At 52.3% G+C, this 15301-nt stretch carries 16 protein-coding genes; 7 read left to right on the forward strand and 9 right to left on the reverse strand.

Annotation, left to right across the window (positions count from 1 at the left end; genetic code table 11):
• The first annotated feature begins 496 nt into the window (after positions 1-496).
• The gene (galR, locus tag OGX75_RS11850) at positions 497-1525 is read left to right on the forward strand and encodes an HTH-type transcriptional regulator GalR (RefSeq protein WP_012134956.1); all 1029 of its coding nucleotides are present in this window, start codon (positions 497-499) and stop codon (positions 1523-1525) included.
• A 13-nt stretch (positions 1526-1538) separates the two neighbouring features.
• Positions 1539-2558 (forward strand): LacI family DNA-binding transcriptional regulator, encoded by a 1020-nt coding sequence (locus tag OGX75_RS11855; RefSeq protein ID WP_058668043.1) that lies wholly within the window; start codon positions 1539-1541, stop codon positions 2556-2558.
• Between the two features lie 111 nt (positions 2559-2669).
• Here OGX75_RS11855 and lysA read toward each other — a convergent pair whose 3' ends face one another.
• The gene (gene lysA / locus OGX75_RS11860) at positions 2670-3932 is read right to left on the reverse strand and encodes a diaminopimelate decarboxylase (protein WP_047461500.1); all 1263 of its coding nucleotides are present in this window, start codon (positions 3930-3932) and stop codon (positions 2670-2672) included.
• A gap of 124 nt (positions 3933-4056) precedes the next feature.
• Between lysA and OGX75_RS11865 the strand changes: the two genes are divergently transcribed.
• Positions 4057-4992: a LysR family transcriptional regulator gene (locus tag OGX75_RS11865; RefSeq protein ID WP_012134960.1), complete on the forward strand. Its 936-nt coding sequence runs from the start codon at positions 4057-4059 to the stop codon at positions 4990-4992.
• Here the strand turns inward: OGX75_RS11865 and OGX75_RS11870 are convergent.
• Positions 4979-5671 (reverse strand): aspartate/glutamate racemase, encoded by a 693-nt coding sequence (locus tag OGX75_RS11870; protein WP_058668045.1) that lies wholly within the window; start codon positions 5669-5671, stop codon positions 4979-4981. The two genes, OGX75_RS11865 and OGX75_RS11870, sit on opposite strands and share 14 nt — an antisense overlap.
• Positions 5672-5813: 142 nt before the next feature.
• Here OGX75_RS11870 and OGX75_RS11875 point away from each other — a divergent pair, with 142 nt between their 5' ends.
• A complete protein-coding gene (locus OGX75_RS11875) occupies positions 5814-6140 on the forward strand; it encodes a cupin domain-containing protein (protein ID WP_012134962.1) in 327 nt (108 codons plus the stop codon).
• 85 nt (positions 6141-6225) lie between these two features.
• On the opposite strand, the gene kduD is transcribed toward OGX75_RS11875, so the two are convergent.
• The 4 genes from kduD to OGX75_RS11895 form a co-directional block, all read right to left on the reverse strand.
• Positions 6226-6987, reverse strand: a complete 762-nt coding sequence (kduD, locus tag OGX75_RS11880; protein ID WP_005123393.1) for a 2-dehydro-3-deoxy-D-gluconate 5-dehydrogenase KduD — start codon at positions 6985-6987, stop codon at positions 6226-6228.
• Between the two features lie 56 nt (positions 6988-7043).
• Complete coding sequence (gene kduI / locus OGX75_RS11885; protein ID WP_286451142.1) at positions 7044-7880, reverse strand: 5-dehydro-4-deoxy-D-glucuronate isomerase; 837 nt, start codon at positions 7878-7880, stop codon at positions 7044-7046.
• A gap of 393 nt (positions 7881-8273) precedes the next feature.
• Positions 8274-9452: an acetyl-CoA C-acetyltransferase gene (locus tag OGX75_RS11890; protein ID WP_104868233.1), complete on the reverse strand. Its 1179-nt coding sequence runs from the start codon at positions 9450-9452 to the stop codon at positions 8274-8276.
• A 111-nt stretch (positions 9453-9563) separates the two neighbouring features.
• Positions 9564-10439 (reverse strand): LysR family transcriptional regulator, encoded by an 876-nt coding sequence (locus OGX75_RS11895; protein ID WP_286451141.1) that lies wholly within the window; start codon positions 10437-10439, stop codon positions 9564-9566.
• Between the two features lie 104 nt (positions 10440-10543).
• Between OGX75_RS11895 and OGX75_RS11900 the strand changes: the two genes are divergently transcribed.
• A complete protein-coding gene (locus OGX75_RS11900; protein WP_024130912.1) occupies positions 10544-10999 on the forward strand; it encodes a multidrug/biocide efflux PACE transporter in 456 nt (151 codons plus the stop codon).
• A 141-nt stretch (positions 11000-11140) separates the two neighbouring features.
• The gene (locus OGX75_RS11905; protein ID WP_047461483.1) at positions 11141-12370 is read left to right on the forward strand and encodes an amino acid permease; all 1230 of its coding nucleotides are present in this window, start codon (positions 11141-11143) and stop codon (positions 12368-12370) included.
• Positions 12371-12431: 61 nt separating this feature from the next.
• On the opposite strand, the gene OGX75_RS11910 is transcribed toward OGX75_RS11905, so the two are convergent.
• Positions 12432-12893 carry a YqeJ family protein gene (locus tag OGX75_RS11910; protein WP_071257892.1) on the reverse strand — a complete coding sequence of 154 codons (462 nt, stop codon included), beginning with the start codon at positions 12891-12893 and terminating at the stop codon, positions 12432-12434.
• Positions 12880-13581: a winged helix-turn-helix domain-containing protein gene (locus OGX75_RS11915; protein ID WP_286451140.1), complete on the reverse strand. Its 702-nt coding sequence runs from the start codon at positions 13579-13581 to the stop codon at positions 12880-12882. The genes OGX75_RS11910 and OGX75_RS11915 overlap by 14 nt, the downstream gene beginning before the upstream one ends.
• A gap of 689 nt (positions 13582-14270) precedes the next feature.
• Between OGX75_RS11915 and OGX75_RS11920 the strand changes: the two genes are divergently transcribed.
• Positions 14271-14972 carry a helix-turn-helix transcriptional regulator gene (locus OGX75_RS11920; protein WP_024130913.1) on the forward strand — a complete coding sequence of 234 codons (702 nt, stop codon included), beginning with the start codon at positions 14271-14273 and terminating at the stop codon, positions 14970-14972.
• Between the two features lie 32 nt (positions 14973-15004).
• On the opposite strand, the gene rcnR is transcribed toward OGX75_RS11920, so the two are convergent.
• Positions 15005-15277: a Ni(II)/Co(II)-binding transcriptional repressor RcnR gene (gene rcnR, locus OGX75_RS11925; protein ID WP_012134972.1), complete on the reverse strand. Its 273-nt coding sequence runs from the start codon at positions 15275-15277 to the stop codon at positions 15005-15007.
• Positions 15278-15301: the final 24 nt, after the last annotated feature.

Raw genomic sequence — 15301 nt, forward strand, 5'->3', positions numbered from 1 at the left:
ACCTGCGCATCCGCGCAGGTTGGTGCAAGAGACAGGTACGAAGAGCGTACCGAATAATCTCACCAATCAATACCTCTGGGATCTTGATTGTGGTCTCCGGCGACGCTGCGCGCCACCAGCAAAACGCAAAGGAATGAACACAAATGCAACGAGTTGTGTAAATTATCGGTTACTGTTACAGATTGCTGTAAGCGCAAAAAAAAACCTGCACATGATGCGCAGGTTGGTGTAATTCTTGTGATCAACCCGAAAGCTGATTTCACCTATCAATACCTCTGGGATCTCAACTCTAGCAATCCGCCCGACGCCCTCACCAGCGAACAATCGCAACAGCGCTTCGCAAAGTGTAACCAAAGGTTTGCATTCTCCCTTTTCTGTCTTACTTCCCCGGCGTGCGCTCACATTTGCGCGTTCCCGTCAGGCAATCTGCTTGAACAGATAGCCATTTTCCGTAACACTGACGAAATGTAAGCGTTTACCCACTATAGGTACTGTCATGGCGACCATAAAGGATGTAGCCCGACTGGCTGGTGTTTCAGTCGCCACCGTTTCTCGCGTTATTAATGATTCCCCGAAAGCCAGCGAAGCATCCCGCCTCGCGGTCACCAGCGCGATGGAATCGCTCAGCTATCACCCCAACGCCAATGCGCGAGCGCTGGCGCAGCAATCCACGGAGACAATTGGTTTAGTCGTGGGGGATGTCTCCGACCCTTTCTTTGGCGCGATGGTTAAAGCGGTCGAGCAGGTGGCCTACCACACCGGTAATTTCTTACTGATTGGCAACGGCTACCATAATGAACAAAAAGAGCATCAGGCGATTGAACAACTGATCCGCCATCGTTGCGCGGCGTTAGTCGTACACGCCAAGATGATCCCGGACGCGGACCTGGCGTCATTAATGAAACAGATGCCTGGCATGGTGCTGATTAACCGCATCCTGCCTGGGTTTGAGCAGCGCTGCGTGGCGTTAGATGACCGTTACGGCGCCTGGCTGGCAACGCGTCATTTAATTCAGCAGGGCCATACCCGCATCGGCTATATCTGTTCCAACCATTCGATTTCTGATGCGGAAGACCGGCTCAAGGGTTATTACGACGCGCTGGAAGAGAGCCATATTCCGGCTAACGACAGGCTGGTCACGTTCGGTGAACCGGATGAGAGCGGCGGTGAACAGGCAATGACCGAACTGTTAGGTCGCGGAAGAAACTTCACGGCGATCGCTTGTTACAACGATTCGATGGCCGCAGGCGCAATGGGCGTATTAAACGACAACGGTATTGACGTGCCGGGCGAAATTTCACTGATTGGTTTCGATGATGTGCTGGTCTCGCGCTACGTGCGTCCACGTCTGACCACGGTACGCTACCCGATCGTGACCATGGCGACCCAGGCCGCCGAACTGGCGCTCGCGCTGGCGGAAAAACGGCCTGTACCCGAAATCACCCATGTCTTTAGCCCTACTCTGGTTCGTCGGCATTCCGTTTCGACGCCGTCGGAAACCGGGAATTCTTCGTCAAACGATTAATCAGGATAGCGTCATGACAACAATGCTGGATGTTTCACGTCGCGCGGGCGTATCAAAAGCGACGGTTTCTCGCGTGCTGAACGGAACGGGACAGGTGAAAGAGAGCACGCGCCAGAAAGTCTTCAAAGCGATGCAGGCGTTAGATTACCGACCCAATTTTTTGGCGCGATCGCTGGCGAACCGCACCAGTAACAGCATTGGGCTTGTTGTCTCGACCTTTGACGGATTTTACTTCGGGCGTTTGCTGCAACAGGCGTCACGCCAGACGGAGTCGCACGGTAAGCAGCTTATCGTGACCGATGGCCATGACACGCCGGAACGCGAGCAAGAGGCGGTGCAAATGCTGGCCGACAGGCAGTGCGACGCGATCATTCTCTATACCCGCTATATGAGCGAAAAAACGATCATCTCGTTGATTAATACCATAGAGACGCCGCTGGTCGTGATCAACCGCGATGTCAGTCTGGCCCGCGATCGCGCCATATTCTTTGAACAGGAAGATGCCGCGTTTCAGGCGGTGGATTACCTGATCTCACAAGGCCATCGGGATATCGCCTGCATTACCGTACCGAATCACACGCCAACGGGAAAATCCCGCCTGACGGGCTACCGCAAGGCGCTGGAGAAAAACGGGATCGCCTGGGACCCGGCGAAAGTGAAATACGGCGACTCCAGCATGACACGCGGGTACGAAGCGTGCCGTGAACTGCTGGAGGACGGGATCGCCTTTACCGCGCTCTTTGCCTGTAACGACGATATGGCGCTTGGCGCATCAAAGGCGCTGCACCAGGCCGGGCTGCGAATACCGCAGGATATTTCACTGTTTGGCTTCGATGACGCGCCCAGCGCGAAGTGGCTGGAACCGGCGCTGTCCACCGTTTATCTGCCGATCGACAGTATGATCACCACCGCAATCGATCAGGCGATTCGGCTGGCGAGCGGCGAGGAACTGGAGCCGATCCCGCCGTTTACAGGAACATTAGTGCTGCGTGATTCAGTGACCACCGGGCCATTTTTTCAGTCGGATTGCTGATGGTTTGCCGGATGGCGGCGCAAGCGCCTTATCCGGCCTACGATATTGCGCCGTCTGTAGGCCTGATAAGCATAGCGCCATCAGGCAAAGACGCTTTATCCAGTCTGCCGGTTAAAAAACTTCCAGCGCCAGCAACTCTTCAATCGTCTGGCGGCGGCGAATCAATCGCGCTTTACCGTTATCAAACAGCACTTCCGGCAGCAGCGGTCGGCTGTTGTAATTTGATGACATGGACGCGCCGTACGCGCCGGTATCGTGCAGAACCAGGTAATCCCCCGGTGCTACCGCAGGCAGCGCACGCGTTTCCACGTTACCGCCTTCCTGCTGCGTAAAGACATCGCCAGATTCGCACAACGGCCCCGCCACCACGGTATCCAGCAGTGGCGCATGTTCAAGCGAGCGACCGTCCGCCGCCAGCGCCGTAATATGGTGGTAGCTGCCGTACATTGCCGGGCGCATCAGGTCGTTGAAACCGGCATCCACCAGCACAAAATGACGGCGCCCCATCTCTTTCACGCTGCGTACCTGCGTCACCAGCACGCCGGATTGCGCCACCAGAAAACGTCCCGGTTCAATTTCCAGCTTCACCCGATGCCCCAGATGGCGAGCGATTTGCTCGCGGGCGGCGTTCCACAGTCCGAAGTAATGCTGCGTATCGACCGCCTCTTCTCCCTCGTGATAAGGGATCGACAGCCCGCCTCCCGCCGAAATCGCCTCCAGATCCTGCCCAAAATCGATAACCTGGCGCACCATCGCACCGCACACCTGCTCCAGATGACCGTAATCAACGCCGGAACCAATGTGCATGTGGATCCCAACAAGCTGAAGCCGATGGCGCTGCATCACCGCCAGCGCGGCAGGCAGATCGGTATGCCAGATGCCGTGTTTGCTGTTCTCGCCGCCGGTATTGGTTTTCTGGCTGTGCCCGTGACCAAAACCGGGATTGATACGCAGCCAGACGCGATGACCCGGCGAAACCTGCCCCAGTTGATCCAGCATATCCACCGACCCGGCATTCACCGGAATGCGCAGTTCGCTGACGCGGGCCAGCGTGGCGGCGTCAATGACATCAGCCGTGAAGACGATATCATCAGGATGGTTTTGCGGATCGTATCCCGCCGCCAGCGCGCGCTCAATTTCACCCAACGAGACGGAATCCACCTTTACGCCCTGCTCACGCATCAGGCGCAAAATATGAATATTCGAGCAGGCCTTTTGCGCAAAGCGCACCACATCAAACTGTTGCAGGGCCGCGATCTGACGGCGAATAATCTGCGCGTCATAGACCCATACCGGGCAGCCGAATTCCGCCGGTAGTCTGAGCAGATTTTCAGCGTTGAGGTCAGTATCAGTGCAATTCAGTGAATGTGGCATAGCAGGCTCCGGGCAAGACATTTTTTATGATTACGCCACAAACTGAAGGGAATAAAAAATATCGTTTTATGGCGAGTCTATGCAAAAATGATATGGATGATATCCACTGAGGGGAAAGCCAACGATGGCAGCCGTGAACCTGCGCCACATTGAAATCTTTCATGCCGTGATGACCGCCGGAAACCTGACCGAAGCGGCGCGCCTGCTGCATACCTCGCAGCCCACCGTTAGCCGGGAGCTGGCGCGGTTCGAAAAAGTATTGGGGCTTAAACTGTTTGAGCGCACGCGCGGACGCCTGCACCCGACGGTGCAAGGATTACGGCTATTCGAAGAGGTGCAGCGTTCCTGGTATGGGCTGGATCGCATTGTAAACGCGGCGGAGAGCCTGCGTGAATTCCGCCAGGGCGAGCTGTCGATTGTCTGCCTGCCCGTTTTCTCCCAGTCCTTTTTACCCACGCTGCTGCAACCGTTTCTCGCCCGCTATCCTGATGTCAGCCTGAACATCGTGCCGCAGGAGTCGCCGCTGCTGGAAGAGTGGCTTTCCGCTCAACGCCACGACCTCGGCCTGACGGAAACGTTGCATACCCCGGCAGGCACCGAACGCACCGCGTTGTTGACGCTAAATGAAGTGTGCGTGCTGCCGCCCGGCCACCCGCTGGCGACCAAATCCGTGCTAACGCCGGGCGACTTTCAGGGAGAGAATTACATCAGCCTGTCGCGCACCGACAGCTATCGCCAGCTGCTGGATGCGCTGTTTAACGAACACCAGGTTAAACGCCGGATGGTCGTGGAAACCCACAGCGCGGCGTCGGTTTGCGCGATGGTGCGCGCGGGCGCCGGGCTTTCGGTGGTTAACCCGCTCACCGCGCTGGATTATGCCGCCAGCGGAGTGACCGTGCGGCGGTTCAGTGTCGACGTTCCGTTTACCGTCAGTCTGATCCGCCCGCTGCACCGGCCATCATCCGCGCTGGTGGATGCGTTCAGCGAGCACCTGCAAACCAGCCTTCCGCGTCTTGTCGATCCGCTGGAGGCCATTCTGGAGCCGGTTACGAAAGCATAAACTCCACGGCGTCAGCCGCATGGATCGCCGCAGTATCAAACACCGGCAGCGCGCTCTGCGCTTCCGGCACCAGCAACCCGATCTCAGTACAGCCGAAAATCACGCCCTGAGCGCCCTGCGCCGCCAGACGTTCGATCACCTGCAAATAATACTGGCGGGAGCGTTCGCTAAACTCGCCGAGGCACAGTTCGTCAAAGATTATCTGGTTGATCTGCGCGCGGTCGTCCGTTTCCGGCACCAGGGTTTCAATCGCAAACCGCTGTTCCAGACGCCCGCGATAAAAATCCTGCTCCATCGTGTAGCGCGTCCCCAGTAGCGCCACGCGCGTCATGTTTTTGCGCGCAATCGCCCGCCCTGTCGCATCCGCAATATGTAAAAACGGCAGTGAACAGCGCGATTCAATCGTCTCCGCCACTTTATGCATGGTATTAGTACACAGCACTATCGCTTCTGCGCCCGCCTGCTGCAAACCCAGTGCGGCCTGCGCCAGAATATCTCCCGTTTTATCCCACTCGCCCTGGCGCTGACACTCTTCAATTTCATGGAAATCAACGCTATGCAGCAACAGGCTGGCGGAATGCAAACCGCCCAGCCGTGCTTTGATTCCTTCATTAATCAAACGGTAATAGGGGATCGTCGATTCCCAACTCATGCCGCCCAGCAGTCCAATCGTTTTCATTACCTTCTCCTTCTCACCTTGATGACAGCAGTGAAGCAAACTTGTGATCAAGTTTCCAGTTCATTTGGTCTGCCATTTTCTTTTCCCCCGGTATGAACTAATTTAGTTGAAACATTGTTTCAATAAATAACAGGATCACCGCATGTTTATTTTTCATAATGAGACGACGCTTGAGGATCTGGGAAATGGCGTTACCCGGCGTATTCTGGCTCACGACGGTAACATGATGGCGGTAGAGGTGAATTTCGAAAAAGGCGCAATCGGGCCGTTGCACAATCATCCTCATGAACAGCTGACTTACGTTTTGTCCGGTGAATTTGAGTTTACTATTGGTGAAGAAAAGCATGTGGTGCGCGCCGGCGACACGCTATATAAACGGCCCAATATCATGCATGGCTGCGTGTGTTTACAACCGGGGACACTGCTGGATACCTTCACGCCAGTACGCGAAGATTTCCTCAACGCGTAAGCCATACGCATCCGGCCTGTACAGGAACCCCTGCGCAGGCCGGATGTTATCGCCTCACCGGGGCGAGGCTTTTACGACATCAGAATTAACGCGCCAGCCAGCCGCCATCCACCGCAACGGTATAGCCGTTAATATAGTCAGATGCGCTGGATGCCAGGAACACCACCGGCCCCATCAGATCGCTAGGCAGCCCCCAACGCCCCGCCGGAATACGGTCGAGGATTTCCGCGCTACGCTGCTCATCAGCACGCAGTTGCTGAGTATTGTTCGTCGCCATGTAACCCGGCGCGATAGCGTTCACGTTGATGTTATGTTTCGCCCATTCGTTCGCCATCAGGCGCGTTACGCCCATAACGCCGCTTTTAGACGCGGTGTAAGAAGGAACGCGAATCCCGCCCTGGAAGGAGAGCATAGAGGCGATATTAATAATTTTGCCGCCGTTACCCTGGGCGATGAAGTGCTTCGCCGCAGCCTGAGACATAAAGAACACGCTCTTAATGTTCAGGTTCATGACGTCATCCCAGTCTTTTTCACTGAAGTCGATCGCGTCTTCACGGCGGATCAGACCGGCGTTATTCACCAGAATATCAATGTGGCCGAACTCCGCCACCGCACGTTCAAGCAGGGCTGGGATACCGTCAATCTGACGTAAATCCGCCGTCAGACTTAAAAAACGGCGGCCCAGCGCGGTGACGCGTTCAATGGTTTCCGTCGGCTCAACAATGTTGATCCCGACAATATCACAGCCCGCTTCCGCCAGACCCAGCGCCATCCCCTGACCCAGACCGGTATCACAACCTGTGACTACCGCGACCTTACCTTCAAGAGAGAATGCATTCAAAATCATTGTTAATCCTTATTTTCTTAGTGCCTGTCACGGACAGACATGATTGCCGTCCGCGACTAGCGCAGATCTTTTACTGCAACGTGGTCCATATCATCAAAGACCTGGTTTTCACCCACCATCCCCCAGATGAACGTATAGGCCTGGGTGCCGACGCCGGAGTGAATAGACCAGCTTGGGGAGATAACCGCCTGCTCGTTATGCATCACGATATGACGCGTTTCCTGAGGCTGCCCCATCATATGAAAGACGCAGGCGTTCTCTTCCATGTTGAAATAGAAGTACACTTCCATGCGGCGTTCATGGGTGTGACAAGGCATGGTGTTCCACAGGTTGCCGGACGCCAGTTCGGTCAGGCCCATGCTCAGTTGGCAGGTCTCCAGTACGTCCGGCACGAAGTATTTGTTAATGGTGCGGCGGTTACTGGTGAGGTTGTCGCCCAGAGTGACCGGCGCGACATCGGCTGGCGTCACTTTTTTAGTCGGGTAAGTGGTATGCGCCGGCGCGCAGTTGTAGTAGAACTTCGCCGGATTTGCGCCATCAACGCTGGCGAAAACAACTTCTTTCGCGCCTTTACCGACGTATAAGGCATCGCGGTGGCCGATCTCATAGCACTGACCATCAACAGCGATCGTGCCCGGCCCGCCGATGTTGATCACCCCCAGTTCACGACGCTCCAGGAAGTAGGTAACGCCCAGTTGTTTACCAACTTCACCGCCAACGGAAACCGTTTTCGCTACCGGCATGATGCCGCCGACAATAATGCGGTCGATGTGGCTGTAAACCATGGTGTATTCATCAGCAACAAACACTTTCTCGACCAAAAACTCGTTGCGCAGCCCCTGGGTGTCCAGCGTTTTAGCGTGCGCGCTGTGGATGCTCTGTCTTACGTCCACATCAACCTCCAATAATAAACCGACCGTGAATATCAGAACGGAAGGCGAAACACCGTTCCGTTTTACTTTATGCGGTAATGATATCCCTCCAGAAACGGGTTTTCAATTACAAATAAAACGTTGTTTCAGTTTTTCTGCATCTTATTATCAAAAGTGTAATTGCGATCACGTCAGCGCGAGATTTCCCTTTAGCAGGCACAGGCGGAGATACTTAAAATAAAATTAAAAACAATAAGATAGGTTTATCAGGTGGATATGGGAGCAGCGTGTGCTCCTGAAAAGAAACGCCGGATTGCTGCAACCCGCGGCGTCAGGGAGGGGAAATATCAGCACATATTGCGGCTGGCGCGGTTGGCAGCGCCTGTATGGGGGAAGCGGAAAATGAAAGCGGTTTTAATCTCGTTCGATAGCAAGCGCCACACCTTGCCCACCGCCAATGCAGAGCGTCGCCAGGCCCTTTCGCGCATCGCGTTTAACCATCTCATGCACCAGCGACACCAGAATCCGGCAGCCAGATGCGCCAATGGGATGACCGAGCGCAATCGCTCCGCCGTTAACGTTCACCCGGCGTTCGTCCCACTCCAGCATTTTGCCGACGGATAACGCCTGCGCAGCAAAAGCCTCGTTAGCCTCGATAAGATCCACATCTGCCAGCTGCCAGCCTACCCGTTCAAGACAACGTCGGGTGGCGTAAACGGGCGCGATACCCATCAGTGCGGGATCGACGCCGACGCTGGCAAAAGCGCGAATACGCGCCAGTACGGGTAAATCCAGTTCCTGCGCTTTGGCTTCGCTCATCATCATGACGGCAGCCGCGCCATCGTTAATTGACGAGGCATTGCCCGCCGTGACCGAGCCGAGGAGATCAAATGCCGGGTTCAACTGGGCCAATCCTTCCGCGCTGGCATCGGTTCTTGGCTGCTCATCAGTATCGACAACGACAGGCTGGCCGTTACGCTGGGTGACAACCGGGACAATCTCAGCTTTAAAACGCCCGGCATCAATGGCCGCCCGCGCTTTTTGCTGGGAGCTGAGGGCATAGGCGTCCTGCAATTCGCGGCTGATGCCGTATTCCCGCGCCAGATTTTCAGCGGTAACGCCCATGTGGTAATCGTTAAACGCATCCCACAAGCCGTCGTGAACCAGGCTGTCCACCAGTTGGCTGTTACCGAGCTGCGCTCCTGTGCGGCTGTCGGTAAGAACGTGCGGCGCCCGGCTCATGTTCTCCTGCCCGCCGGCAATGACAATATCCGCCTCGCCGCACTGAATCGCCTGCGTAGCCAGGTGCAGCGCTTTCAGGCCGGAGCCGCAGACATCGTTGATGGTGATAGCGGAAACGGTGTTGGGCAGCCCACCTTTGATGGCTGACTGCCGCGCCGGGTTTTGTCCTGCGCCCGCCGTGAGCACCTGACCGAGGATAACTTCATCGATAGCATGTACATCAACGCCGGTACGCTCCATCAACGCTTTTACCACCATGCTGCCCAGTTCAACGGCAGAATGGCGGGACAGCGTTCCCTGGAAGCATCCGATCGGCGTACGTAAAGCCCCAACTATCACAACCTCTTTCATCACCACCTCAGCGCAAAATAACACCGCAATAGTAGAGGATTGTTAAAGATAATTATCCTGCTTGTTTAAAAATGGTGAGTTTTATCACAAAGGAAATTGCAGCTATTTTAATCAGCCCGGTATACGCCCCTGCTGTAAATGATCGCGGAGCCAGCTTCCCGCCGCACCCGGCGGCGACTTCTTGTTCCAGAGAAGATCAATCGAGATCGCCTTTGGCCAGCCGGGCACATCCAGTTGCACCAGCGGTTTTTCAGCCGCGAACTCTTCCACCAGCGCGCAAGGCAATGCGCACCAGCCAAATCCCTGCACCGCCATACTCAGTAATAACAAATAGTTAGGCGCAGACCAGGCCGGGCCGCGCGCCACGCTGGCGCCACTTTCCAGATAGGTATTCAGCCGCAGTTCACGCCAGGTATGCAGTTGATCCCATTGCAGGGTTTTCTGCACGGCCAGAGGATGTGAGGCCGCCACGTAGAGTCCCATCCAGGTTTGCATGGGCAGGCGCGTCACCCCCATCTCGGTAGGGTAATGATTGCGCGCTTCAATCAGCCCAACCTGCGCGCGTCCCTTTTGCAGGAGATCGATGACATCTTCATCTTCGCCGATCAGACATTCAAATTCCGTATGGGGAAACTGGCGGTCGAACTGCACCATTAATTCTTCCAGAACGTCTGGATGCAGGGTGTCGGATAGCACGAATGTCAGACGGGTTTCCGTTTCGCCAGACAGGGATAACGCCACCTCATCCAGACGATCGCTTGCTGACAGAATAGCCTGCACATAGCTGAGCACCCGCTTGCCCTCTTCCGTCAGCACTGGCTGTCGTGAAGAGCGATCAAACAGTGAAAACCCCAGATCGGCTTCCAGGTGGGCAATCGCCGTACTGACGGTGGACTGACTTTTCCGTAACCGGCGCGCCGCAGCGGAAAACGAGCCGCAGGAGACCGTCTCAACAAATGCGATCAATGCTTCGGGAGAGTAGCGCATGAACTATCTACTTTATCGATGGATTCTATCTTTTAGATATCATATTAAACGATAAAATGCCTGACATTCCGTTTTCCCGGAGATGAAAAAAAAGGTTTGATCCTATGCAACATGATTTAGTCCAACGCCGTTCGCTACTCGAACGCATTTTCCATGCGGTCTGCTTCGAAGGCATTGCCACCGCCATTCTGGCCCCGACTACCGCCTGGCTGATGCAGCGCTCAGTGCTGGAAATGGGAGGCTTAACCATTCTGCTGGCAACCACGGCGATGATCTGGAATATCATCTATAACGCGCTGTTTGACCGCTTCTGGCCGTCACACGTAGTGACGCGCACCGCTAAAGTTCGCGCACTGCACGCGCTGGGATTTGAAAGCGGCTTTATCGTTATTGGTGTAAGTATTGTCGCCTGGGCGCTGAACGTCAGCCTGTTGCAGGCCTTCACGCTGGAAATCGGTTTCTTCCTTTTCTTCCTGCCATACACCATGTTCTACAACTGGGCCTATGACACGTTGCGTCTTCGCGTAGTAAGACGCCGCCAGCAGCGCGTTACTGCCTGATAATGCTCTGTTTAGCCGGAACATTCCCCGTTCCGGCGCTTCCTGCCTGCCCTCGCACACCGCTTTAGTTTCCCCAGCCCCATGCCATTTATGGTAAATTGCGCTTCTTTTTGTTTATTTTATAGTTGATACGTTCAAATAATGTCGAAAATTTGGTCAAAAGAAGAAACTCTCTGGAGTTTTGCACTATATGGGACTGCGGTCGGCGCAGGCACCCTTTTCCTCCCCATTCAGTTGGGTTCCGCGGGGGCTATCGTGCTGTTTATTACCGCACTGGTTGCCTGGCCTCTGACTTACTGGCCTCATAAAGCGCTGTGCCAGTTTATCCTCTCTTCGAAAACCTCCGCTGGCGAAGGGATCACCGGTGCGGTAACGCATTATTACGGCAAGAAGATCGGCAGTCTCATCACCTCGCTATACTTTATTGCGTTTTTCGTGGTGGTCCTGATTTACGCCGTGGCGATAACCAATTCCCTGACGGAACAGCTGGCAAAGCAGATGACGGTAGACCTGCGGGTGCGTGTTCTGGTCAGCCTGGGCGTCGTATTGATTCTGAATCTGATTTTCCTGATGGGACGACATGCGACTATCCGCGTGATGGGCTTTTTAGTGTTTCCGCTTATCGCCTATTTCTTATTTCTGTCACTTTATTTGACCGGAAGCTGGCAGCCCGCGTTATTGACCAGCCAGATGTCTTTCGATCGGCACACACTTCATCAGGTATGGATATCCATTCCGGTGATGGTTTTCGCTTTTAGCCATACGCCCATTATCTCCACGTTTGCTATCGACAGACGTGAAAGATACGGCGAGCAGGCCATGGGTAAATGCAAAAAAATCATGAAGGTGGCTTATCTGATCATTTGCCTGAGCGTGCTGTTTTTCGTTTTCAGCTGTCTGCTCTCCATTCCGCCATCCTATATTGAAGCCGCGAAACATGAAGGCGTGACCATCCTGTCAGCGCTGTCTATGATGCCAGCCGCACCGGCATGGCTCTCCATTTCAGGGATTATTGTCGCCGTTGTCGCGATGTCAAAATCGTTTCTGGGCACCTATTTTGGAGTGATTGAAGGGGCAACAGAGATAGTACGAACGGCGTTACTTCAGACTGGCGTGAAGAAAAGCCGGGCATTTAATCGCGCCCTGTCTATCATGCTGGTCTCGCTGATTACCTTTGTCGTTTGCTGCATTAATCCCAACGCCATTTCGATGATTTATGCGATCAGCGGCCCGCTTATCGCCATGATTTTGTTTATCATGCCGACGCTGTCGACCTATCTGATCCCCGCGCTCAAACCATACCGCTCTCTGGGAAATCTGCTTACCCTGATTGTGGGTCTGCTTTGCGTGTCCGTGATGTTTTTTGGCTAATCTCAATACAAAACGGCTCATCCACCTGAAGAGGGGCGAGCCGTTTTACTCAGTCTTTAATCTATCGGCATAATAGTGAGGGCGACCCGACTGTCGTAAACGTCCAGCCTTCCCGCCAGGGTTGTATCAAAAACGAGAACGTCGCGTCCTTTGATAAATAAATAAGCGGCATGGCCTTGCGTTCATGACTGCCCTGCAATTCGTCAGACGGATATCGGACCAGATTATGCGTCGTAATAATATAGTTTTGCTGCAACTTCTGGTACGTAAAATAAATAATCCGGCTAATTTTATAAGAATGAGCGTCGGGCGTATTCAACACGCCGGTTAATGTCACGATCCCCTGATGATTATGCATCTGGTAGGTAATATCACCAGCAAAAAGTTCATGATCAATATCCCAGACGGCATAACCACTGCAATCAATTTTCGGGTTAATGCTGTGCGCATACCAGAATCCTCCGCCACCCACAATGAAGATCGTGATAATAATAGCCGCTGCCAGTATTTTAATTTTCATCATTTATCGAATAGTAGGTTATACACTTTACGGACGGATTTTCTCTGGCATCCTCCGGGCATATAATCGCCGTGATATTTTTTGCGCTGCTCATTCCTGAGAGAAACACATAGTTATTGTTATCGCAAATCTCGCGATGTTTGTGCATAAAGCGAATATAATTTAGCTCCAGCACATCATTCCCTTTTTGCAGGACGGTACAGGATGAAAAAGTCTCGGAGTCCAGAACCTCATAAGACGACAGCAGCGACTCTGGAGACATATAAAACAGGCTGGCGGCAATACTTATCATCACCACCAGAAGCGCCAGTCCGCAAAGCGCCGCAGGCAACGAGAGATGGCGCTTTTTTATTGGCGTGTCTCCCTTCGGCTCCATTTGGGGTGCAACAATCTGCACCGGCGCTTCGGTCGCTGATGCTTTTGTGGTTATCTCATCCGTCTGAATATTCGCTGAAATCATCATACCGCGACGGGCAATGGTTTTTATAAGATCGCGCGGTAACCCAATATCACTTAACGCATTTCTTAGAATGAGAATCGTCTGATAAAAAGTATTCGCCGAGGTAACATGATTCTTCTCTCCCCAACCCGCTGTAATCAGCTGGTTTTGAGAAACCACCGTGTTGTTATGCTGAATAAGATATAAAAGGATAAGGCTTGCAGGACTTTGTAACGTTACGGTCTTCTGCATTGCGCTATTCGATAACGCCCGATTTCCAGGGTGAAAGTCAACCAGGTTATTAATTGTGTAACATCTGGCGTGTTTTAACAAATCCGACACAGTATTCCTTCTGGCATTCACATGATGAATGCCATGCTACAAAATTCTTATATCGAGATCACTATAAATATTTGATTATGCGATTACTGTCAAACGCCAGCGGTAAAATTACTTATAAATCAAAAACCTTAAGTCAAAAAAGATCATTTGTTCTTAATTAAGACTATTTTTAAAGCATTTTCATGCTCTCCTGATATTATTACGATAAGCTTAAAAAGCACACAAATACATAATTTATTAATTATGAAAAACAATAGCGATTTTACAATTAAGATACAGCAATTAACATTAATGCAACTTTTGTCCATAAATGCCATTTAACAAAATATCTTAAACATTTTTGCAATATAACTATTCCTGGATTTTGCTATAAAAGTCCTGGATGCTAAATTGTTTCTGTCTCTGACGAGACACTGCCCCAGGAAAATAAGTAGCATGTAAATAGCCACTATTATAAATGCATCGCAAGGCTTTAAGAAAAATAGCAATAAGTGATATACATCGATTTTTTACGCACGCTAATTGCCGTCTGGCAAAGTATTGACATATTTAAAAACGGATGAAATTATGAAATTATCTACGGATAGGGAGGTTCCTGTATGGAGCTGGATGTTAAATTAAAAAACCTTACGTGCAGTAGTTGTTCTTTACATTGTAAAATAATGCCAGAAAAATCACCTCGTTTACAATATTGTGCTAACGCATGTTTTTGTATGTGGCCGGAAGAAAGTATCTACTTTAACAGAGGTGTTATTGAGGGCATTTTAAATAATAATCATAATGCACGATTAAATGGTTATATTTTTGTCGATTTCTCTATCAGCTTTTTGCGGCTGTTTCTCGACAAACAGTGGATTGATTATCTCGCCAGCACACGTATGGGTATTGTACTGGTGAGCGATCGGAACATGCAGTCGTTAGCCAACTACTGGCGTAAACATCATCCGGCGGTTTCTGTCGTCATTTATCACGATGATGGACTGGCGGTTGCGAATGAAAAAATCAGACAAGTATTTATTGGGCGACATCTGTCTTTTACAAAAGGGAATACCCTGACCCAGACGGAGTTCATCATTATGGGTAACATGGTTGCAGGGAAAAATCCGCATCAAATCGCCGAGTTACTGAGTATGGATATCCGCAGCGTCTATGCTTATAAACAGAGGATCGAGAAAAGAATGGGCGGGAAGATAAACACGCTGTTTATTCATTCGCATCCACTTTCCAATGAAAAAGCCGCATTCCCAATGATCACAAAGGAATGCAAAGGCTCGCTTATTCATCTGCAAAGACGGCGTTAACATTGAAGACAACAGTCGGGCATCGGTCCCGGCTATTTTATATAGGAATCCAGCACCTTCAGGATCACTTCCAGATCGTCTTCGCGCTTCACTTCATCGCTCTGGTGAACAATGTGTTCGGTCAGATGCCCTTTGATCACCTCACGCATTAATCCGTTCACCGCGCCGCGTATCGCCGCGATTTGCTGCAATACCGCGGCACACTCGTGAGGTTCATCCAGCATTTTTTTCAGTGCGACAACCTGCCCCTGGATTTTACTGGCGCGAGCTTTAAGTTTTTGTTTATCCCGGATCGTATGTGACATAACAACGCCTTATTAACATAAATC

The organism is Citrobacter sp. CK199 (genome assembly GCF_030333285.1).
Taxonomy (GTDB): Bacteria; Pseudomonadota; Gammaproteobacteria; order Enterobacterales; family Enterobacteriaceae; genus Citrobacter_B; species Citrobacter_B koseri.

Excerpts from the sequence above, each read along its gene's own strand:
- galR (WP_012134956.1), top strand. The coding sequence starts at position 497 with ATGGCGACCATAAAGGATGTAGCCCGACTGGCTGGTGTTTCAGTCGCC.
- OGX75_RS11855 (WP_058668043.1), top strand. The coding sequence starts at position 1,539 with ATGACAACAATGCTGGATGTTTCACGTCGCGCGGGCGTATCAAAAGCG.
- lysA (WP_047461500.1), bottom strand. The coding sequence starts at position 3,932 with ATGCCACATTCACTGAATTGCACTGATACTGACCTCAACGCTGAAAAT.
- OGX75_RS11865 (WP_012134960.1), top strand. The coding sequence starts at position 4,057 with ATGGCAGCCGTGAACCTGCGCCACATTGAAATCTTTCATGCCGTGATG.
- OGX75_RS11870 (WP_058668045.1), bottom strand. The coding sequence starts at position 5,671 with ATGAAAACGATTGGACTGCTGGGCGGCATGAGTTGGGAATCGACGATC.
- OGX75_RS11875 (WP_012134962.1), top strand. The coding sequence starts at position 5,814 with ATGTTTATTTTTCATAATGAGACGACGCTTGAGGATCTGGGAAATGGC.
- kduD (WP_005123393.1), bottom strand. The coding sequence starts at position 6,987 with ATGATTTTGAATGCATTCTCTCTTGAAGGTAAGGTCGCGGTAGTCACA.
- OGX75_RS11890 (WP_104868233.1), bottom strand. The coding sequence starts at position 9,452 with ATGAAAGAGGTTGTGATAGTTGGGGCTTTACGTACGCCGATCGGATGC.
- OGX75_RS11895 (WP_286451141.1), bottom strand. The coding sequence starts at position 10,439 with ATGCGCTACTCTCCCGAAGCATTGATCGCATTTGTTGAGACGGTCTCC.
- OGX75_RS11900 (WP_024130912.1), top strand. The coding sequence starts at position 10,544 with ATGCAACATGATTTAGTCCAACGCCGTTCGCTACTCGAACGCATTTTC.
- OGX75_RS11905 (WP_047461483.1), top strand. The coding sequence starts at position 11,141 with ATGTCGAAAATTTGGTCAAAAGAAGAAACTCTCTGGAGTTTTGCACTA.
- OGX75_RS11910 (WP_071257892.1), bottom strand. The coding sequence starts at position 12,893 with ATGATGAAAATTAAAATACTGGCAGCGGCTATTATTATCACGATCTTC.
- OGX75_RS11915 (WP_286451140.1), bottom strand. The coding sequence starts at position 13,581 with ATGCAGAAGACCGTAACGTTACAAAGTCCTGCAAGCCTTATCCTTTTA.
- OGX75_RS11920 (WP_024130913.1), top strand. The coding sequence starts at position 14,271 with ATGGAGCTGGATGTTAAATTAAAAAACCTTACGTGCAGTAGTTGTTCT.
- rcnR (WP_012134972.1), bottom strand. The coding sequence starts at position 15,277 with ATGTCACATACGATCCGGGATAAACAAAAACTTAAAGCTCGCGCCAGT.